At 56.7% G+C, this 19,639-nt stretch carries 15 protein-coding genes; 3 read left to right on the forward strand and 12 right to left on the reverse strand.

The features are described 5' to 3' along the window. Window positions 1-404: 404 nt before the first annotated feature. From FXB38_RS38755 to FXB38_RS38775, 5 genes are all read right to left on the reverse strand, one after another. On the reverse strand, window positions 405-2,504 hold the full coding sequence (locus tag FXB38_RS38755; RefSeq protein ID WP_246230473.1) for a dipeptide ABC transporter ATP-binding protein: 2,100 nt from the start codon (window positions 2,502-2,504) through the stop codon (window positions 405-407). Continuing rightward, window positions 2,497-3,354, reverse strand: a complete 858-nt coding sequence (locus tag FXB38_RS38760; protein WP_148756179.1) for an ABC transporter permease — start codon at window positions 3,352-3,354, stop codon at window positions 2,497-2,499. Before FXB38_RS38760 ends, FXB38_RS38755 begins: the two co-directional genes overlap by 8 nt. Continuing rightward, complete coding sequence (locus FXB38_RS38765; RefSeq protein WP_148756180.1) at window positions 3,347-4,303, reverse strand: ABC transporter permease; 957 nt, start codon at window positions 4,301-4,303, stop codon at window positions 3,347-3,349. Before FXB38_RS38765 ends, FXB38_RS38760 begins: the two co-directional genes overlap by 8 nt. A gap of 71 nt (window positions 4,304-4,374) precedes the next feature. Beyond that, on the reverse strand, window positions 4,375-6,039 hold the full coding sequence (locus tag FXB38_RS38770; RefSeq protein WP_148756181.1) for an ABC transporter substrate-binding protein: 1,665 nt from the start codon (window positions 6,037-6,039) through the stop codon (window positions 4,375-4,377). A 612-nt stretch (window positions 6,040-6,651) separates the two neighbouring features. Next, window positions 6,652-7,341, reverse strand: a complete 690-nt coding sequence (locus FXB38_RS38775) for an aspartate/glutamate racemase family protein (protein ID WP_148756182.1) — start codon at window positions 7,339-7,341, stop codon at window positions 6,652-6,654. 721 nt (window positions 7,342-8,062) lie between these two features. On the opposite strand from FXB38_RS38775, the gene FXB38_RS38780 reads away from it, so the two are divergent. Together FXB38_RS38780 and FXB38_RS38785 are read left to right on the forward strand one after the other, a co-directional pair. After that, complete coding sequence (locus FXB38_RS38780; protein WP_148756220.1) at window positions 8,063-9,451, forward strand: M20/M25/M40 family metallo-hydrolase; 1,389 nt, start codon at window positions 8,063-8,065, stop codon at window positions 9,449-9,451. A 418-nt stretch (window positions 9,452-9,869) separates the two neighbouring features. Then, window positions 9,870-10,346: an Lrp/AsnC family transcriptional regulator gene (locus FXB38_RS38785; protein ID WP_148756221.1), complete on the forward strand. Its 477-nt coding sequence runs from the start codon at window positions 9,870-9,872 to the stop codon at window positions 10,344-10,346. 523 nt (window positions 10,347-10,869) lie between these two features. On the opposite strand, the gene FXB38_RS38790 is transcribed toward FXB38_RS38785, so the two are convergent. The 3 genes from FXB38_RS38790 to FXB38_RS44745 are packed head-to-tail and all read right to left on the reverse strand — an operon-like array spanning window position 10,870 to window position 12,644. Continuing rightward, complete coding sequence (locus FXB38_RS38790) at window positions 10,870-11,226, reverse strand: cupin domain-containing protein (protein WP_148756183.1); 357 nt, start codon at window positions 11,224-11,226, stop codon at window positions 10,870-10,872. Between the two features lie 27 nt (window positions 11,227-11,253). Next, complete coding sequence (locus tag FXB38_RS44740) at window positions 11,254-11,802, reverse strand: NAD(P)/FAD-dependent oxidoreductase (RefSeq protein ID WP_187435452.1); 549 nt, start codon at window positions 11,800-11,802, stop codon at window positions 11,254-11,256. A gap of 44 nt (window positions 11,803-11,846) precedes the next feature. Then, window positions 11,847-12,644, reverse strand: a complete 798-nt coding sequence (locus tag FXB38_RS44745) for an FAD-dependent oxidoreductase (RefSeq protein ID WP_148756185.1) — start codon at window positions 12,642-12,644, stop codon at window positions 11,847-11,849. A gap of 142 nt (window positions 12,645-12,786) precedes the next feature. Here FXB38_RS44745 and FXB38_RS38805 point away from each other — a divergent pair, with 142 nt between their 5' ends. Further along, complete coding sequence (locus tag FXB38_RS38805) at window positions 12,787-13,263, forward strand: Lrp/AsnC family transcriptional regulator (RefSeq protein ID WP_148756186.1); 477 nt, start codon at window positions 12,787-12,789, stop codon at window positions 13,261-13,263. A gap of 334 nt (window positions 13,264-13,597) precedes the next feature. Here FXB38_RS38805 and purU read toward each other — a convergent pair whose 3' ends face one another. From purU to FXB38_RS38825, 4 genes are all read right to left on the reverse strand, one after another. Next, the gene (gene purU, locus FXB38_RS38810; protein WP_148756187.1) at window positions 13,598-14,461 is read right to left on the reverse strand and encodes a formyltetrahydrofolate deformylase; all 864 of its coding nucleotides are present in this window, start codon (window positions 14,459-14,461) and stop codon (window positions 13,598-13,600) included. 46 nt (window positions 14,462-14,507) lie between these two features. Then, window positions 14,508-17,015: a GcvT family protein gene (locus FXB38_RS38815; RefSeq protein WP_148756188.1), complete on the reverse strand. Its 2,508-nt coding sequence runs from the start codon at window positions 17,013-17,015 to the stop codon at window positions 14,508-14,510. A gap of 709 nt (window positions 17,016-17,724) precedes the next feature. Beyond that, window positions 17,725-18,825, reverse strand: coding sequence for an ABC transporter ATP-binding protein (locus tag FXB38_RS38820; RefSeq protein WP_148756189.1), 1,101 nt, complete (start codon window positions 18,823-18,825; stop codon window positions 17,725-17,727). 12 nt (window positions 18,826-18,837) lie between these two features. Further along, a complete protein-coding gene (locus FXB38_RS38825) occupies window positions 18,838-19,638 on the reverse strand; it encodes an ABC transporter permease (protein ID WP_007606015.1) in 801 nt (266 codons plus the stop codon). Window position 19,639 lies beyond the last annotated feature (1 nt).

Consider the following 19,639-nt stretch of genomic DNA (forward strand, 5'->3'; position numbering starts at 1 on the left):
GCTATTTAGGTACAGACCCTAAGCATCGTTACGCTGGTATCCATTTTATGGTGGTTCTATTCGCCGTTGCCGTGGAGAGCCCTTGACCGTCGACTCCTTTGCAGCAGTCATCTTTCGAGGCGCTCAACACACCTCCATTGGAGAGGCTTCTATCCGACCGAGGGCGGTCAAATGCACTATCCGGGAATAAGTGGGCGAGATCGCAAGGCGGATTGGGCATAAATAAGAGCATGTCGCCCACCATCTGCGCGCGGATTCAACTGGCGACATCATAACTGTGACTTCGTCGAAGCGGGCCCGAGCTAAGCGCGTCGGCTCCAGAAGCGCCGCACTATCTTGCGATAGCGGCCAAATGGCCGGTCTTTTGACCAAACATACTCGTTCGATCTCGTCTTAGTGATCCCTCACAGGGCCAGCTGGTTCGGATCACTGTCGGGCCAAGCGCCGGATCGAATGACCTGAGCCGAATTAGAGAAGCCTTGCTCGCGACCTTGCGCGACCTTTGTTTGCCGTTGGAGTCGCTCGAGGTCTGCGGCGCGGATGTGGCAGCGGATCACGTGACCGGGCTCCGCTTCAACAAGCGGCGGCTCCGTGATCTCACAGATCGCTCCAACCTTACGAGGACATCGGCTGTGAAAGACGCAGCCCGACGGCGGATTCGCCGCGGAGGGGATTTCGCCCGTCAAGCGGATGCGCGATTTGACGGTCCCATTAAGGTCGGGGGCAGCTGAAAGAAGAGCCTCCGTGTACGGATGGCTTGGACCTTCGAAAACCCGCTCTGATGGTCCCAGCTCCATGATGCGTCCGAGATAGAGCACGGCAATTCTGTCGGAAAGATAACGCACGACGCCGAGATCGTGGGAGATGAAGACATAGCTGACGGAACAGACAGTCTGAAGCTCGGCGAGAAGATTCAAGATCGCCGCCTGAACTGAGACGTCAAGCGCCGAGGTGGGTTCGTCGCAGACCACAACGCGAGGATCGCCGGCAAAGCTTCTGGCTATTGCCACCCGCTGTTTGAGCCCGCCTGAGAGCTGCCGCGGCCGGAGAGTTAGATGTCGGGTAGTCAGCCGGACCGCCGCTACGAGAGCATCGAGGCGGTCCGCAAGCTCGGTGCCACGAAAGCCCCCGAGCTTGCGCAATGCACGACCAATGATGCGGCCGGCAGAGTGGGAGCGATTCAGCGCCGCGTCTGGATTTTGGAAGATGATCTGTACCGCCTTCACCTCTTGATCCGTTCTGCGGTCAAGACTGGCAGCGAGTGGCTTGCCGTCCAGCTCGATGGTTCCGCCGGAATCGGGACGCACAAGGCCCAAAAGCATCCGGGCCAGGGTGGTTTTGCCTGAGCCGGACTCGCCGACCAGACCAAGTGTTTCTCCGTGCAGGAGGCTTAGGGAAACATCGACAACCGCACGGACTGTATGGGTGCTTTGGCCATAAGTCTTCGAGAGATTGGCAATCCGCAGGACCGGCGCTGCCGCCAATGAGGGCTTTGGTACCGCCACATCGGCCGGTGTGGCAGGGGGATGATCAGCGGTCCGATCCGAGTAGTGGCAGCGCACGAGCCGACCGTTAGAATCCCGCAGCTCAGGAACTTCCGTTCTGCAGCGATCGTCGGCGAGCAAACAGCGCTCGGCGAAGGGGCATCCCGGCAGGAGCGCGCCGGGCGAGGGTAGAAAGCCAGGAATCGTGTCGAGCCGTCCATGGTCCTTCCGCTGCCCTCCTCGCGGCAGGCACCGCAGAAGCGCCCGAGTGTACGGATGGCGCGGTGATCTCAGGATCTCTTGCGTCGGCCCTTCCTCAACCAGCATCCCCGCATAAAGGACACCGATGCGGTCGCACGTCTTCGCCACCACCGCGAGGTTGTGGCTGATGAACAGGATCGAGGTACCAAGCTCGCGCCGAAGATCGGTGATGAGGTCGAGGACCTCGGCCTCCACGGTAGCGTCCAGGCCGGTCGTGGGCTCGTCAAGAATGAGCATTGCGGGACCGTTCGCAAGCGCCATCGCGATCAATACACGCTGCAACATTCCGCCTGAGAGCTGATGCGGATAACGTTGCATGACCGAACTGGGATCAGCGATACGCACCTTTTTCAGCATGTCCAGTGCGCGAGCTTGGCGTTGTGCCGTCGGGACGCCGGCCACCTCGAATACCTCGACCAACTGCCGCCCCACCTTCAGGGAAGGATTCAGCGCTTTGCCAGGGTCCTGATAAACCATCGAGATTTTTTTTGCCCGCAATTCCCTGAGCGCGTCGGGCCCGAGCCGCATCACGTCCGCGCCGTCGAGTATAACCGACCCGCCGGTAATTCTGCCATTCCGGGGCAGATAGCGCACCGCTGTGAATGCCACAGTAGATTTGCCGCAGCCCGACTCCCCGACCAGCCCGTATGCCTCGCCGCAAGCAATCTCAAAACTTACATCGCGCAACACCGCACGGCTTTGCCCGCCAGCGCGGTAGGCAACCGACAGTCGGTCCAGGCGAAACGCAGGCTCAACCATCGAGGGCTCCATGCAGCCCGTCGGCTAGTAAATTTACCCCAACTACGAGGCTAGCAATGGCCAGCGCGTCGAAAAGCACCGTCCACCAATATCCCCCGCTGGTCATCCCGTAGTTGGTCGAGATCGACAATCCCCAATCCGGCGAGGGTGGCTGCAGGCCAAATCCGATGAAGCTCAACGTGGCGACGGCGAAGATCGCATAACCGAGGCGCACTGTTGATTCCACGAGAATGGGCGGGATTATATTGGGTAGAATTTCGAAGAACATAATGTGTGCCGCATTCTCTCGGCGGAGAGCGGCCGCAGCGACGTAGTCGAGCTCCCGTTCCGATAGCACGGCCGAGCGAACGGTGCGGGCGATGAGAGTACCGAAGGACAGCCCGATGACGATGATGACTGTCATATTGGAGGTCCCGAGCGCGACGATCGCGAGTAGCGCGACAACGACCGACGGGATTGCCATCTTCGCCTCGATTAATCGCGAGACGAGGTCATCGACGATGCCTCGGAAATAGCCGGCGAGAAGCCCAAGCACGGTTCCAAAAACGGTGGCCAGGATCGTGGCGAGAGGCGCGACGGTGAGGATGTCGCGCGAGCCAACAATGACGCGGGAAAAGATATCGCGGCCGAGCTGATCGGTGCCGAACCAGTGGTCTAGCGAGGGGGGCCCGAGCGCATTCAGGATGTCCTCGGCTAACGGGTCGTAGGGTACGAAGCTCCGCCCGAAAAGGGCGCAGATCACCCAGAAAAGCACGATGGTCATGCCAACCAGAAAAGAGCTGGAGCGGAACAGCGCGAAGAAAATCTCTTGGCGCCTGCTCCATTGTACAGCGGGGGCAAGGTTAGTCATTGGCATTCCTAATCCGAATGCGCGGGTTGAGAAGAGAGTAGAGGAGATCGGCGACCAAAGTCGCTACGGCATAGATGAGACCAATAGTCAGTACGCACGCCTCAAGCATCGGGAAATCCTTGCTTTTGGCCGCGTTGAAGATCAACGACCCGATTCCCTGGTATCGGAACAATGTCTCCACCACGACAAGTCCGCCAATGAGGTAGCCTGTCTGACTGGCGATGACAGTGATTGTCGGCAGTAGCGCGTTCCTGAGGACGTGCCGCCAGATGACTTCTCGCCAGGGAAGGCCCTTCAGGACGGCGGTGCGGGTGTAATCAGAATCGAGCGCCTCGATCATTCCTGCACGTGCCATTCGGGCAATGTATCCAAACAGAACAAGGACGAGCGGCATCGCGGGCAAGATCAGATAGTAGACTTGGACCAAGAGCCCCGCGCCATCCGGCCAGGCGGCGGAGATTGGCAGCCAGCGCAGCCAGACGCCGAAGAGTAGGATCAGCACGATGCCGGTCACGAATTCGGGCAGCGCTGTCATTGACACACCGGCGATACTGATGATGCGATCAATTGGCCGGTTCACGTTCAGCGCGGCCAGCAACCCGCCGAGAATGCTGAGCGGCACGACGAGCACAAAGGCCAGCGCCGAAAGCTTCAGCGAATGACAAAGCGCCTGTAATACCAAGGGGGCTACGTGGACCCGATAGATGTACGACTCGCCCATGTCGCCTTGAATGAAATGCCAGATCCACGTGCCATATTGCACGAGGAGCGGTCGATCCACGCCGAGCTGATGGTTCACCTCATTTACCGCATCGTGGTCGGCGAAGGGGCCTAGAATAGTTCGGCCAACGTCGCCGGGCAGAACCTGCCCGGCAAAGAAGACGAGCAGGCTCAGCAGGAAGAGTGTCATCAATGAAAACGCGAGTCGTCGAGCAAGGAAGCGTTTCATGAGGTTCTTGGGTGAAGTCGGTAGAACAATTGGTCGCCACGGATTCCTTTGTTCAAGCGAGCCAAGCGAGGTTATGCCTTTCCCGCATTCTGAAGGAAGAGCTGCATCATGCCGGTCGGCTGGACCCCGGCGATGCCGCGCTTCACCACAGTCAGTTTGTCGTAGAAATAACCGTAGAGCACCGGTGTTTCTTGCAGCAGTAGCCGCTGGATTTTGCCTGCTGCAGCCCGCTGCGCATCGAGGTCAAGTGCGGCGATATAGCTGTTGGCGAGCGTGTCGAACTCCGTGTTCTTGAAGTGCGCCGGATTCCAAGGGCCACTGCTCATCAGCGATGATGTGAGATAGACGTTCGGCACGCCGCGGTGCCCGAAGTCGGAGATACTCATTGCCGAGTCCAAGTATGGCGATTTGCCGAGGACAAGACTTCCGTAAAAAGAGGCCCGATCCATGATTTCGAGCTTCAGGTCGATGCCGATCGCCTTGACCCAACTCTGAATGAGCTGTGCGTAGGCCGGGATTTCAAGATATTGCATCGTGGTGAGTGTGACCTGGAACCCCTTCTCCATCCCCGCCGCCTTCATCAGCTCTTTTGCCTTGCTGATGTCCTGATTGCGTTGCGGCACCGTCGGGTCCATCGAGGGATAGATGGAGGCGAAGGGGCTGTCGTTGCCGATCACGCCGCGCCCCCTCAACAGGCCTTTCGTAAGTTTTTCGCGATCCAAGCATAGCGCAACGGCCTGACGGACACGCGGATCTTTGAAGAATTCGCTGTCGCACCGCATATTGACCGGCTGATGCGCAACGGAATGTAGACTCATGACATCCACAGTCGGATCGTCCAGCAGCGCTACACCGGCAAGGGCGGAAACCGTATTAATGATATCGACCTGCCCGGCCTTAAGAGCAACGATTTGCGGCTGGATATCAGCAAAGAACGTGAATTCTGTCCGCGCGGGCAGCGCCTGCGCGCCCCAGTAATTGTCATTGCGCACAAAACTCGCCCCGACGTTCCGGGTGTACTTGTCGATCTTGAACGGACCAGTACCGTCCCACGTCTCCTCAAAATTGCCGGAGTAGCTCGCGGGCAGAATAATGGCATTGGGGGTGTCAGACGAGACCAAGTAGGGGAAGTTGCCGTTCGGACTGTCGAGATGAAACTCCACAGTGTAGTCGTCCACCTTCCTCGCACCGCCCTTCTGGAGGATTCCCTTAAACGCCGAGAGCGCACCTGAGGAGTTTTTCGGATCGGTCAGGCGGTCGAAGGTCGCAACGACGTCGTCGGCCTTCATCTCGCCGCCCGAATGGAATTTCACGCCTTTGCGCAGCGCGAAAGTCCAGATGGTGCCATCCTCGTTGGGCTTCCAGCTTTTCGCGAGACAGGGCTTTGGCAGTAGGTCCGGTCCATCGATGCAGAGATACTCACCGACCTGCTGAATCATCAGGTACAAGGGGGCGTTGGACCCCTTCACAGGGTCGACGGCCGTCGACGGGGGATAGCATGCGACCCGAATGGTGGCACCTGGCTGAGCGACGGCGCGGGCTGCCGTTGGCGCTGCACCGAACCCAGTCGCCAACGCTACCCGCCCAAGGAACGGCAGCGACAGGCCAAGCAAGCTGCCGTGCCGCAAAAGCTCTCGACGGCTCACGCGGCCATCAACGAAAACGTCGATCAAATGGTTCTCGAGAGGCGTGAGGCCGGAGCGAAGTTCGTCGAGCGTGGTGATAGCTCGGGTCATGGCGATTCCCGTTTCTGACAGAATGCGCTACGCTTCATGCATATGAGATACGCAGCGTCGGACGAAGAGAGCCTTTCGACCGGACTTTTTCGATCTCTACCGTCGATTCAGCGTCACGGTGAATTGCGTAAAGCGACCCGATCAAGGGCCCGGAACCGTGGTAGTTTAAGATTAACCCGACGCTCGCGCTCGAATCATGCGAATTCAGGCGTGAGCACGCATAATTGCCGCTCCATCTCGAGACGAAGTGCGGAAAGGCGGCAGGGTTTGTGTTTTTTGACTTTCCTCGCGGCTTCAATTATCTGAACGCGAACGTGTGATAGACGGGTTCACTTCCATTCGGAGCATTCACCTCCGACCGGAACTTTCATAAGGCAGGCACAACGCGCCTCGCTGGCCTCATGAAGTCGCGTGGCTGCAAATGGCTTTCTGAGTCGTAAGGAGATCGGCATGTGCGCAGCTCTCGTGGCAGACCAATCACAAGAGCTTTACACCCGCCAAAATCGATGGCCGGGATCGGCCACAGCGACGACCCGCTCGTCCTCCCTCCCCCTGTACCGCGTTGACAACTCAGGCTTCGCTTACGAACGTGGTTGAACGGTCGGCTGAGACTTAGACTGGGACGTTGTATCTACTCATCAATAGCTTCGCGTTGGTAACGGCGTCATATACCGGCAGGCCGGTCTGCTCACGCACCTGCTGCGTCACTATTGGAAACCCCGCACATTCGAACAGGATGGCCTCGATATCATCGTGTTGCTTTCGCATAAGCGCGATTGCAGCTCCCACGTCTCTGGCGACTTGTGGAATGGTGTAGTTATTCTCAGGCCCCGACATGATGCGCCAGGTCTCAGAATTCTCAATGCCAGCAACCACCACACGATCGAGCGACACTACACCGGCGAGTTTTAGCAGATCGGTGCTCAGGGGTCTTGAATCGAACGTCAATACGGCGACTCGTCCCTTGATTGTGGCGATAAGATACGGCAGGAGCAGCAAAGAGGACATCGAGACAGGCACTGTTAGGGCCCGCGTCATAGCCTTCTGGTACTTAATCGTGAATCCGCAATTGCTCGTGATCGCGACCGCCCCCTCACGCACCAAATCCTTCGCTGCGCTTATGAACGCGGCTTCCATTTTGTCGTCCTCGCCACCGAAAACGACATTCTTTGTCCATGCGCCTGGAGCTTGGCGATAAAGCGTAGGAAATGGGAAGGTAGCAGGATTACTGAGCGATCCCGCCATGGTCTGAGGAGTATTCTGTAACTGCAACACGCCAAGCGCCCCACTTTTCTGCGCCATGTCAGATCTGCCTCCCGTGAACCTTGGAATTCATTGCCGCCTTCCACGTCACCAGCGATCTGGCAACGCCAAGCAACAGTTCGCCGATATCTTCGTGTCGTCCATCCATGAAGCACCCGCCCGGAATCGGCTTGGCCAATTCACGAGATTCGAGCACGGATCTGAGGAAAGCATATGGCCGATCGGAGGTGCTTTTCTGTCAAATCAGTCTACATTGGCGCCGAAATCCCGCATCAGTTCCGAAAACTCGAAGACCTTATGAGATCGCACCGGCGATCTAAGACCAGAGGCCTGCGACCTCAGAGCTGGATTGTAAAGCCAACAGTGGCCATGGTCGCCAACAAACTCGCTATGGGCGGCGACCGGCGCAGTGTTCGCTAGCGAACGCCAAATGCCAACACCAGGCGCGCGCGACGAGATCGAGGCAGCTCCTTTGCTCCTAGGAGGAACTTAGGGGCTCTGATCTCCGAAAGGAGACCGGGCGCTTCGGATCGATTCGAGTGGACGCCTGCTAAATTAGAGATGCCAGCCCCTAGAAACGCTCGATCGGCATCCTAGTCGGCGACACAGAAAAACGGCGCATATCAACCTAAGGCGCCTAATTTCCGCTCAAAATTGCGACCGCAAGATGGTTTTCACCGCACGATTGCCATTATCATGCATCTGCTATTTCAGCATAGTTGCGGTCGAATTTACAACCTTGAGAAAGCCATCGCCGCCGATGAATGCGAGCACTGCAATGAAGGTCGGCCCGGAATTATCCAGTGTGTTTGATCATATTGCGAAGAACAACGACAAGTTCGTCAGCCGTTTGCTTGATTATTTGAGGCATCCCAGTATTAGCGCCCAGAACGTTGGAATGGGTGAGGTCGTTGAACTGCTCGTGAGCATGCTGCGCAAACTGGGGCTCGAAGCGAGCGCAATCCCCACCGCAGGTTATCCTGTGGTCATGGGAAGGTGGGAGCGCGCGCCCGGAGCGCCGACGGTCTTGCTCTACGGGCACTACGACGTCCAACCTCCAGATCCCCTGGAAGCCTGGATTAGCCCTCCATTTGAACCGGTGATTCGGGAAGAACGCGTATATGCGCGCGGTGCGGGCGACAACAAGGGTCAACACTTCGCTCAGATCCTAGCCTTGGAGTCACATCTGGCCGTACATGGCTGTTTGCCATGCAACGTAATAATTTTGCTAGAAGGTGAAGAGGAGATAGGAAGTCCGCACATTGCCGAGTTCGTTGACGCTCATCGGGATCTACTCAAGGCGGACTTAGTGGTCACGGCAGATGGGCCCCTTCACGAGTCGGGACGCCCGATCATTACATACGGCGTCCGCGGAATCGTAGCGTTCGAACTGCGGGCTCGTGCAGCCAGATCGGATGTGCATTCAGGCAATTTCGGGGGCCTTGCGCCGAACCCGGTTTGGACGCTTGTGCACCTGCTAGCGACAATGAAAAATACAGAGGGAAACATTACAATTGATGGCTTTTACGATGATGTTGGCGCACCAACAGAGCTTGAGCGCACGGCGGCAGCACGATTACCTCTAACCGCTGAGGACATTCAGCGGGCTCTCGGTCTTGCAAAGCTCGATAACCCAACAGATCTGCCGCTCGCGGACAGGCTTATGTTTCGTCCGACATTGACCATTAACGGACTCCACGGTGGGTACGGCGGGCCCGGATCGAAAACAATCGTGCCGCATGAGGCCTTCGCGAAGTGCGACGCTCGACTTGTCGAGCGACAAGATCCCGAAGACATTCTTAGGAAAATAGAGGCTCACGTTAAGAACCATGCTCCGGACGTGGAGTTCATACGCATAGAGTCGACGCCTCCATCAAAAACCCGCCTCGACGCACCGTTCTCAAAAGCTATTCAGTCCGCGTTACAGATTGCACACGGCGTAGAACCTCTGATCTATCCCTCACTTGGAGCAACCCTGCCCGACTATGTCTTTACAAAGATACTGGGCACACCGTCCTTTGTAGTGCCTTATGCCAACGCCGATGAAGCCAATCACGCCCCAAACGAGAACATCAAGATTTGCTGCTTTCTGAACGGCGTTCGTACCGGAGCGGCCCTGTTGGATGCTTTGGGGGGATCTCCACGCTGAAGCGGAGATTCGCGTGGCTATGTACAATCGCGCAGCGACCCCAACACCGGCAGCGACCGTCCCGCTGACGTCACAGACGTTGGCCGTTTCGTTGGCAGGCAGATCCGGAGAATGAAGAGAAAGCGGATTTCATCTCGTTCTCGAAGTCGAGCTGTTGTTCACGAGCGCCGCCTCAGCTGCCGTTCCTTCGCGCCGCAGGGCATCTTGCACGTACCTAGCAGCGACCGAGCAGAGCCGGCGTCTGGAATGACCGGTCTGAAGTTCGATTTGGAAAGCGCATGCGGTTGGTTGAAATTGCTCGCCTATTCAGGATACTGCTATCATGTAGATGTTTGCGCTGCACTTTGTTGCGGCTTTGGCGATTTCCTGCATCGGGCGGGCATATTGCGACGAAATAGACCTGAAGGCTGGAGCGGATATGCAATACGATCGAATTGACGCCCGGATCCTTGAGATTGTGCAAAAGAATAACCGCCTAACTTCTGAGGTGATCGGTGAGTTGGCTGGGCTTTCCGCTACCGCGTGTCAACGAAGACTGAAGCGGCTCCGTTCGGAGGGCATCATCGAGGCTGATGTTTCCATCGTTTCGCCGAAGGCAGTGGGACGGCCTATTCAGATGCTCGTGCTAGTGAGCCTCGAGCGCGAGCGTTCAGATATCATCGACAAGTTCAAGAAAGCGATCAAATCATCAGCTGAAGTCGTGAATGGATTTTACGTTACAGGGGATGCTGACTTCGTTCTGTACATCACTGCACGTAGTATGGAAGACTATGAACAGTTCACCCGCCGATTCTTCTATGAGAACTCAGATATTAAGGGAATCAAAACGATGGTCATTATGGACCGCGTCAAGGCAGGTTTTGCCGTTCCTATTGAGGCCCCCTCCGAAGAATAGCGTGACATTTCAGCTCGCAAATCCGCGTGTTTACACTCAACTTAAACCGTCGATCGTCCATTTTACTGCTGCGGTCTGGCTGACCAAGGTTTGGTCCACGAATGGGTATTCGACCTCAAGCCACAAACCGTAGCCTCAACAGTGAGCTCCGCCCGGGAGCTAACCAACGGAGATTCGGTGTCCGTGCCCACGTGCAGTGGTGGACCGGAGCCGTAACTCGAATACGCCAAGGGGTCAGGAGAGGTCTCAAGCTTACGCACGGCGTGTTGCGACCAGACGCAGAGAGCAATAATGGACAGCACGCGCCGCGAGATCGAGGCTTAGGTGAAGCGGATGTGCCGAGCGCAGCCTACTATGGCGCTCAAAGCGTGCGCGCAATCGGAAATTTTCATGCACTCTGTTAGCCGTCGCCTGTTTGATTCGACGCTCCGCAACTCTTATGGAAGCGACTCAGGGAAGGGCGCGCGATCCCGATTTTGATTGTAGCTCTTCGTCAAGCGAGGCGATCACGCCGGCTGATGTGCTATGGAAGAATGACAAAGGCCTTCCGAACCGTTTCAATGATTTTCCATTCACCATTGGTATTAGGGTGAAAATAAATGGAATCGCCGGCTTCGAGGACAATCGTCGGCCCGCCGTCCGGCGTGAACGTACAGCGTCCTGATAGAAACGTTGAGAATTCCGCCTCAGCAACCTGACGGCGCCATTTTCCAGGCGAGCATTCCCAAACGCCGGCACTGGTTGAATCGCTCGAAGACTTGAAGGCGACTTTACTGCGCATAATGGAGACCGGCTCACCGATCGGCCGGGCAACCGGGCTGATGCTATCGAGCTCATTGCTAGGAAGATTGGCTGACGCTTTGAGGATAACTGGAGTCATGATTGGTTCCTGTTCGTATACTTAATTTCAGTCACGCTTCGATGGCACATAGCCGACGGGAGCAAGGTTCGCGATCGCAAGAGTAAGTGGATCAGTGCGCCGGGAACGATCTTCCAGGCCCTCTTTCCGGCGCAACGCTTCGCGGACAAGGACGGAGCCAACATATCGGAAGGGCTCGACCGGGAAATTGTCTACGCCCTCACGAACCAGTCCGCAATTGGACCAGTGGTCCTTTTGGTCAAGCGCGAGAGATGCAAGTATTTTTCCACCCAGAACAGTCGGCCCGACTCCCTGCCCAGAAAAGCCAATGCCGAAAAGAATGTCGGGGTGATTGTCGAGGTAGCCGAAGAATGGCAGTCCATCCACGGACCGATCAATCGGGCCAGTCCAGGACGATTCGATATCCATGCCATCAAGCATCGGGTAAAGATTGCGGAAGCTTTCCTCGACTTCGCCAGCCCTATGCGAGGGCCCTTCGTAGTAGTTGGCTACCTGTCCTGCGAATGCGAAGTGTCCTAGCGATTTGCCGAAAACGATACGACCATCAGGCGCGTTCCGATAATAGTTCAGGAACATGCGAGAATCGCATATCGCCATACCGTTCTCGAATCCAATCTCTCTCAGCTTGCTGGGTTAGCCGTTGTCGCGATCATGTCACTGGAAACGATCGCCACCTTGCGCCGAAGATAAGAGAACTTCGCTCCCCAGGCGTTCATGGCAAGAATGACTTTCTTGCTTGTAATCGAGCCTTTGTGCGTGATCACCTTTGGTGTTTTGGTCCGTTCCAATCTCACCATGGGCGAATGCTCATAGATTGTCACGCCCAGCTTCTGAGCGTGCCTTCGAAGGCCGAGGGCAAGGATGGCTGGCTGCACCGTCGCGGCATCTGGTTCGAACACGCCAGCCAGGTTGCGACTAGTGCCGCTTAGCCGCGCCACATCCGCATTGTCGACCACCTCGAAGGGCCGCACGTTGTGTTTGCCCAGTTCATCGATCAGGACGTTCCAGCAGCCAATTTGTGGACGGGAAGTAGCGGTCCAAAGCCAACCATCGGCTCGGAACTCTGCATTTACACCATTATCCCGGCAGAATGCTCCAATTTCCAATACTGCGTCCGCTGAGCTTTTCGCAATCCGGGTTGCTTCAGCTGTACCGCAAAGCTTGTGCAACGAGAGATACTTAGCCCAGAAGCTGGTGACAAATCCGCCATTGCGACCGCTGGCGCCCGACCCGCACAGGTCTCTCTCCAGTACCGCAACTTTCAATGAGGGCGACCGCTCTTTGATCCGGATTGCCGTCCATAGACCCAGATAACCGCCGCCGATGATCGTCACGTCGGCCGTGACGTGTACCGATAAGCACTCCACCTGAGGCGTTCCTAACCGGTCGAATGCCTGCTTTAACCAAAAATTGTCCATCCTGCAGAGCCTATTGAAATTGCATTTACATTCATAATAATGCGTTTGTGGGGGTTTTTGCGTCGCAGTTTCTTGCCGTTTGGACCGTTTCCTGCATCACGCAGACATACTGCGGTGAAATTCACCTGAGGCTCGAGCCGACATGCAATACGATCGAATAGACGCCCGCATCCTCGAAATCGTGCAAAAGAACAACCGCTTAACCACTGACGTGATCGGGGAACTAGCAGGAATTTCAGCGACGGCGTGTCAACGACGGCTGAAGAGGCTTCGTGCGGAAGGCATCATCGAAGCGGATGTCTCCATCGTTTCGCCCAAGGCGGTAGGAAACCCGATTCAAATGCTCGTGCTAGTAACGTTGGAGCGGGAGCGTTCAGATATTGTCGACAGGTTCAAGAAGGCGATCAAAGCCTCAGCCGAAGTCGTCAACGGATTTTATGTCACCGGCGACGCCGACTTCGTGCTCTACATAACTGCGCGGAGTATGGAAGATTATGAGCAGTTCACGCGACATTTCTTCTACGAGAACCCGGATATCAAAGCGGTCAAAACGATGGTTATCATGGACCGCGTAAAGGCGGGCTTTGCCATGCCCATTGAAACTCCATCAGACGATTGATCTCGCGTGGGCTTCTGCCCGCTGTGCACTTTGCAGTGATAGCTCGGTCTAAACGCCCAGAAGTTGTCGCTTTCGCTCGCCGTCGCCGCTTCACGGAGTATCAGGAACTTTTCCTTTGGTGCTCACAAGGGATACGGCGCTTCGTCACTCATCCAGTCTGCAGGAATGACAAAAGTACTGGGGCGAGGGTCTGCGGCAGCTCCAAAGGATTTTCAGTCTGACGAATAGGAAATCAGGGCGCTCTCGAGGTCAGTAGAGTAGTCCTGCTTTTTTCGTCGTAGCACTACAGCTACAGCTGAGTAGAGGGCAGTGTGCTTTGCATCAGACGTCCCGGTCAGCCTGGGAATACGACAGTTTTCTTTCCGTTCATCAGCACGCGATCCTCGAGGTGATGCCTCACCGCGCGGGCGAGAACGCGCCTTTCAATATCGCGGCCCTTCCGGACGAGATCGTCTGGCGTATCGCGGTGCGAAATCCGTTCGACATCCTGCTCGATGATCGGTCCCTCGTCGAGATCAGAAGTCACATAGTGCGCTGTCGCTCCGATCAACTTGACTCCTCGTTCGTAGGCTTGGTGATACGGCTTGGCGCCCTTGAAGCCTGGCAAGAAGGAGTGGTGGATGTTTATGCAGCGACCCGACAACTTGGCCGAAAAGCCGTCCGACAGAATCTGCATGTAACGGGCGAGGACAACAAGCTCTGTGTTGGTCTCCTGCACGAGCCCCCAAATCCGCGCCTCCTGCTCCATTTTGGTCTGCTTGCTAACCGGGAAATGATAGAAGGGCAGCTGGCCTAGATCTGTGCAAGCTAGGTGCTCGCGGTCATGATTGGAAACGATCGCGGTGAGTTCCATCTGCAGTTCACCGATTCGCCAGCGGTACAGTAAATCCGCCAGACAATGGTCGACCTTAGAGACGAGCAGCATCACACGTTTCTTTACGGAGCTCTGCCGTAGATTGAATGTCATGGAAAGACGGCCAGCGAGTTCCTCGACTGAGGCAGCGATGTCCGCTTCCGAGTTCGCATGCTCGAGGCGATTGAAGACAACGCGCATGAAGAATCGACCGGTCTCGTTATCATCGAACTGCTGAGCATCGATGATGTTGCAACCAGCTTCGAATAGGATCCGCGAGACTGCCGATACGATTCCCGGGCGATCAGGGCAAGACAAGGTAAGAATCATGGAACGGTCGGACATGGCAGTCGCCGCCAGCGGCGGCCCTCGTAAAACACAGAGCTGAAAGTCATTTTTTAGAGCGTGCCATGAGCAGCTCCGGGGCGATTAAATCTTCGGCCTTTCGCAATTCGCCTTTCACTCGAGTGCGATTTGAATCGTAGAAAGGACGAAGCGATGCGATGGCAGCGTGCCTTTGGCTGGCGATCTCTATTTCGAAGTCTCCTTCAGACAGCCATTTGGCACTCACCCCACTCGCGCAATGCAGATATCCCATGCCGATACCGCAGCCGAGCGTGTGACCGAATCCCGCTGAACGCAGGTAACCAACGAGAGATCCATTGCGCCAAACGGGCTCTGTTCCAAACATGAGAGGCACCGCGCGGGGCGCGGCTAACTGCACAAGGCGTCGGTGCGGGATTTGGCCGCGCTGAGACTCGAGAGTCGCGCGGCCGATGAAATCCTCCCCCTTGTCCCAAGCAATTGTGAATCCCAGCCCTGCTTCGATCGGCGTATCTTCATCACTTACGTCTGCCCCCCAATCGCGGTAACCCGCCTCGAGGCGCAGCGTATTCAGTGCCACGTATCCCGCGTGTTGCAGATTGAGATCGCGTCCAGCAACGATCAGTGCATCGTAGACACCCAACGCCTGCTCGGTGGGAATATGCAGCTCCCACCCGAGTTCGCCCACGAAAGTCATGCGGAATGCGAGCGCCATGCCATAGCCAATTTCGATTTCTCGGGCCGTGGCGAACGGAAACGCAGCTTCTGAAAAATCTGCTGGGCTGACGCGCATGAGCAGCTCTCGTGAACGCGGCCCCATCACCGACAGGCATGTGTAGCCCGACGACACGTCGGTGACGAACACGTGGCCTGCTTCTTTGGCATGAGTCCGCAACCAGGCAAGATCTCGAATGCGCTGAACGGCTGCAGTTACGACCAAGAATTCATTCTCACTGGTTCGTGCGATCGTGACGTCTGACTCCATGCCGCCGCGGTCATTGAGCCACGGCGTGTAGACAACACGCCCCACCGGAGCATCAATGTTGTTAGTCGAAAGGCGTTGAAGAAACGCAAGTGCGTCGCGGCCCTGCACAAGAAGATGTGCGAATGAGGTCTGATCGAAGAGTGCAACTCCGGAACGAGCCGCCTCGTGTTCCGCCCCGCTTGCCCTGAACCAATCATCGCGAGCAAATGTGGCGTGGCCGCTCGCCGGCATCCCGGGATAACCAAACCACTGCGCTCGCTCCCAGCCCGCAGCCTCGCCAAAGTTCGCGCCAGCGGCAGCTAGTCGATCATGCAGCGGCGACACTCGCACGTTACGAGCTGTCATGGGTGACTTGTGAGGCCAATGAAGCGCGTAAAGAAGTCCAACGGCCTCGCCTGTTCGATCGCGCAAATATCGGCGGTTGCGCTGGAAGGGCATGGCGCGTCGGACGTCCATTTCCCAATAGTCAGCCGTCGGCATACCGGTCGACATCCAGTCGGCCATCACTTTGCCCGCACCGCCGGAAGATTCGATGCCACACGAGTTGAAGCCAGAAGCAACATAGAGGCCAGCGATGTCGGGCGCAGGCCCCAGCAAAAATCGATTGTCGGGCGTGAAACTCTCTGGTCCGTTGAAGTTCAGTTGCAGTCCTACATCCGCAAGCGCCGGCATACGTCGCATAGCATTGATGAGGTGAGGCTCCATGTGATCGAGATCGTCAGGAAGAGACTCAAAACTGAATTCTGAGGGAATGCCTTCCATGCCCCATGGCTTGCCTTTCGGTTCGAAGAAGCCAACCAGCAATTTTCCTGCATCCTCCTTGGCATAGAAGCATGCATCAAGGTCGCGCACTGTGGGAGTATCAGGCAGCAAGCCTGAAATGGCCTCGGTCACCACGTAGAAATGTTCTGCGGCGTGGAGCGGCACGGTCCAATCAAGGTCAGCAGCCAGCGTCCGGGTCCACATCCCTGCGCAGATGACCACCTTTTCGGTGCGCACGACGCCCTCGGCAGTTTCGACGCCAGCGATTCGCCCCTTCTCAACCAGAATGCGGGTCACCGGCGTGCGTTCCAGGACTTTTGCTCCTCCCTGCCGCGCGCCAGTGGCGAACGCGCGCGCCGTGTCCACCGGATTTGTCTTTCCATCGGAGGCAATCCACGCCGCGCCAAGTACGTCGCTTACGTCGAGCAAGGGCACCCGCCGCTTGGCCTCCGCAGCGTCGATGATCTCAACATCGAGACCAAAGGAGCGCCCCATAGACGCGCCTCGCTTCAACTCCTCGAGACGCGCAGGCGTCGCCGCGACGGTAATCGACCCACATTGCCGAAAACCGGTGTGCTGACCGGTCACCTGCTCAAGCTCTCGGAATAGGCCTGCGGTATACTGAGCCAGCTTCGCCATATTTTCGCTGGCGCGCAGCTGGGTAACGAGCCCCGCCGCATGCCACGTAGTACCGCAGGTGAGCTGGTCGCGTTCGAGCAGCAAAACGTCGCGATGTCCAAGTCGAGTTAGATGATACGCGATGGATAGGCCAATGATGCCACCACCGACGATTACGTATTCAGCTTGGGAAGGCAGTTTGCTTTGCATTTGAACAACTCAGAGAAATGACCGCAGGCTGCCTGGACTTTCCGCAGGATCAGCAGGTGAATAGCGCGGCGTGTTTGGAGGCTTGGGCAGAGCGCCACGGAACAGCGCACTATACGGGAGCCGATCCGCACATGCGCGAAATCAAAAGTCCATGCATATTGTGCCTGATGGCTGATGCCGCGCGTCATGCAGGTATGCGCGATAACGGTACGCTATCTGGAGCTTCGCAAATTGGTCCCCTTCCGCGTTGTAATTCGGACTTGGTCAGCCGGAGCGTTCTATTTCTCGCGCAAATAGTATCGGGCTGATGGAGTTGAATTAAACTGAAATGGCGCTCCCAAAGCAGAAATACTGCACGCTCTCCGCAAGGTGTGAGGTTTTTATTCTGTCGACTTAAAGTTACCTGAGCACATCAGACGCGATCCAGCGCGCGCAGCGCATGCCGTGTTGGTTCTCGCTTGGAGAAATCATCCTGCCGAGAACGGCACTTGATCCGCCATAGATGAGATTGTCGGACGCGGCGTTCGCTTCACCGCTAGAATTTGCGGGCGTCTCGGCGGACATGGGGCCGTGCCGTCGTCCGCCGATGAACCGGAGGCGAGTTGTTCAGATGCCCACCGCATATCTGCCCTCTGAACGGGACGCTTGCTTGCATGCGGCGGACAAAGACCGCGCTATGTTTGACCGGTATACCTCCTGCGATGATTGCCTAGCGACGATCTTCTTCGGCGGGAATAACGCGAAGGTCGTCCGTGCTTATTGTGACGCTGAGAAGATCGCCTGTTTTCGGATGGCGCCAAAACGGAAAGCGCTCCTGCATCGTCAGCTGCTCTCCGTTAAGGTCAAGCACGATTCGTGTCGCCCCACCGTAGTAGTGCGCCTGCAAGACGCGCCCTTGATAAGATGGTCCGCTAGCGTCATCGGTCGATAGCCGGACGTGCTCCGGCCGGATCACCGCTGTCGCAGAACCAGCACTCCAATTTCCATCGAGGCGCAGGCCCGCCGCCGACGTAAAACTGCCATCAGGGCCTACTGTCCCCTTCAGAAGAGAGCACCAGCCAATAAACTTGGCAACGAAAGGTGTTTCCGGCGACTCGTAAATCTCGCCAGGCGTGCCAATCTGTTCAACCTGACCGGCATTCATAACAACGATGCGGTCCGACATAGCCAGCGCTTCTTCCTGATCATGCGTCACAAACAGGGTCGTGACGTTGACGCTCCGCACTACTTCCCGCAACTCTTCTCGCATGCGTAGGCGCAGCTGCGCATCGAGATTTGAGAACGGTTCGTCAAGAAGCAGTACTGCTGGTCGCATCGCAAGAGCACGCGCAAGCGCGATCCGTTGCTGCTGCCCGCCAGACAGTTGCGCCGGAAGACGGTCGGCTAAATGAGGCAGCTCCACCAGCCTGAGCATTTCCTCAACCCGCGCTTTGCGCTCGTCACGCGGCCATTTGAGATTTTCGAGGCCAAATTCAATATTTTGCGCGACCGTCATATGCGGGAATAAGGCGTAGCTCTGAAATACCATTCCGGTATCTCGCCGATAGGGTGGCTGGCGCGTCATGTCGACGCCGTTTATCGTAATGCTACCTGACGTCGGTTCTACAAATCCCGCCACCATGCGCAGCGTTGTTGTCTTGCCGCAGCCTGACGGTCCAAGCAGGCAAAGTAGTTCGCCACGACGGACCCCAATCGAAGTGTTCGAAACTGCAGCAACTTCACCGTAGTATTTGGAAACAGAGCGCAATTCGACGACAAGATCATCTGCTTCAGGCACGAAGTTGTCACGCTCTTTCGATAAAGCCAGCATATTCACTCCTATCTACGCAAGTCTTTCCGCGCCAATCAGACGTTCAATTGTTAGGATAACGACCAATGTTACGACGATCATGAGGCTAGAGACGGCCGCCACTAGTGGGTCATAGCTGGTATCGACGTACGCAAAGATTTGTACCGGCAGAGTAACGTGGCCGCCGTAGGTGAGAAATGAGGAAACGGTCACGTTTCCAAACGATGTCACGAAAGCGAAGATCGAAGCAGAGAGTAAGCCGGGCATGATCAGCGGCAGCGTAATGCGTCGAATGACTCGGAATGGTGTAGCTCGGAGGTTCATTGCGGCCTGTTCGAGTTGCTGGTCGTGCAAAGTAAGGCTCGCCAGGATCGTACGCACGACGTATGGTATCGTAAGAACTAGGTGTCCCAGAAGTAACGGATACATTGTCTGTGTAAGATCGAGCCACGCGAACAGCTGCAACAATCCGATTCCGAGCACGACAGCCGGGACCACCAGCGGCGAGAACGCCAGGCCTTGCAAGAATGCCTTTCCTCGAAAAGAAAACCGGTTCATGGCGAATGCGCCGGCAAAGCCGACCAACAGCGCGACGATGGCAACCAGCACAGCCACGTAGGTACTCGTCCAGAGCGCGGCCATAAATAATTCGTTTGCAAATGCGACTTTATACCATCGTAGAGAAAACCCCATGGGAGGGAAGTTCATGGTGTCGCTGCTGGTGAACGATGATAGAACCACTAGGATCGCGGGCGAGGCAAGCATCAAGTAAACGAGCGCACGAATAAGCGTGCCGGACACGGCCATCAGACGATCAATTAGATCAGCGCGCATA

Source organism: Bradyrhizobium cytisi, assembly GCF_008123515.1.
Classification (GTDB): Bacteria; Pseudomonadota; Alphaproteobacteria; order Rhizobiales; family Xanthobacteraceae; genus Bradyrhizobium; species Bradyrhizobium cytisi.

Coding starts and splice junctions, on each gene's coding strand:
- FXB38_RS38755 (WP_246230473.1), bottom strand. CDS start 2,504: ATGGTTGAGCCTGCGTTTCGCCTGGACCGACTGTCGGTTGCCTACCGC.
- FXB38_RS38760 (WP_148756179.1), bottom strand. CDS start 3,354: ATGACTAACCTTGCCCCCGCTGTACAATGGAGCAGGCGCCAAGAGATT.
- FXB38_RS38765 (WP_148756180.1), bottom strand. CDS start 4,303: ATGAAACGCTTCCTTGCTCGACGACTCGCGTTTTCATTGATGACACTC.
- FXB38_RS38770 (WP_148756181.1), bottom strand. CDS start 6,039: ATGACCCGAGCTATCACCACGCTCGACGAACTTCGCTCCGGCCTCACG.
- FXB38_RS38775 (WP_148756182.1), bottom strand. CDS start 7,341: ATGGCGCAGAAAAGTGGGGCGCTTGGCGTGTTGCAGTTACAGAATACT.
- FXB38_RS38780 (WP_148756220.1), top strand. CDS start 8,063: ATGAATGCGAGCACTGCAATGAAGGTCGGCCCGGAATTATCCAGTGTG.
- FXB38_RS38785 (WP_148756221.1), top strand. CDS start 9,870: ATGCAATACGATCGAATTGACGCCCGGATCCTTGAGATTGTGCAAAAG.
- FXB38_RS38790 (WP_148756183.1), bottom strand. CDS start 11,226: ATGACTCCAGTTATCCTCAAAGCGTCAGCCAATCTTCCTAGCAATGAG.
- FXB38_RS44740 (WP_187435452.1), bottom strand. CDS start 11,802: ATGTTCCTGAACTATTATCGGAACGCGCCTGATGGTCGTATCGTTTTC.
- FXB38_RS44745 (WP_148756185.1), bottom strand. CDS start 12,644: ATGGACAATTTTTGGTTAAAGCAGGCATTCGACCGGTTAGGAACGCCT.
- FXB38_RS38805 (WP_148756186.1), top strand. CDS start 12,787: ATGCAATACGATCGAATAGACGCCCGCATCCTCGAAATCGTGCAAAAG.
- purU (WP_148756187.1), bottom strand. CDS start 14,461: ATGTCCGACCGTTCCATGATTCTTACCTTGTCTTGCCCTGATCGCCCG.
- FXB38_RS38815 (WP_148756188.1), bottom strand. CDS start 17,015: ATGCAAAGCAAACTGCCTTCCCAAGCTGAATACGTAATCGTCGGTGGT.
- FXB38_RS38820 (WP_148756189.1), bottom strand. CDS start 18,825: ATGCTGGCTTTATCGAAAGAGCGTGACAACTTCGTGCCTGAAGCAGAT.
- FXB38_RS38825 (WP_007606015.1), bottom strand. CDS start 19,638: ATGCGCGCTGATCTAATTGATCGTCTGATGGCCGTGTCCGGCACGCTT.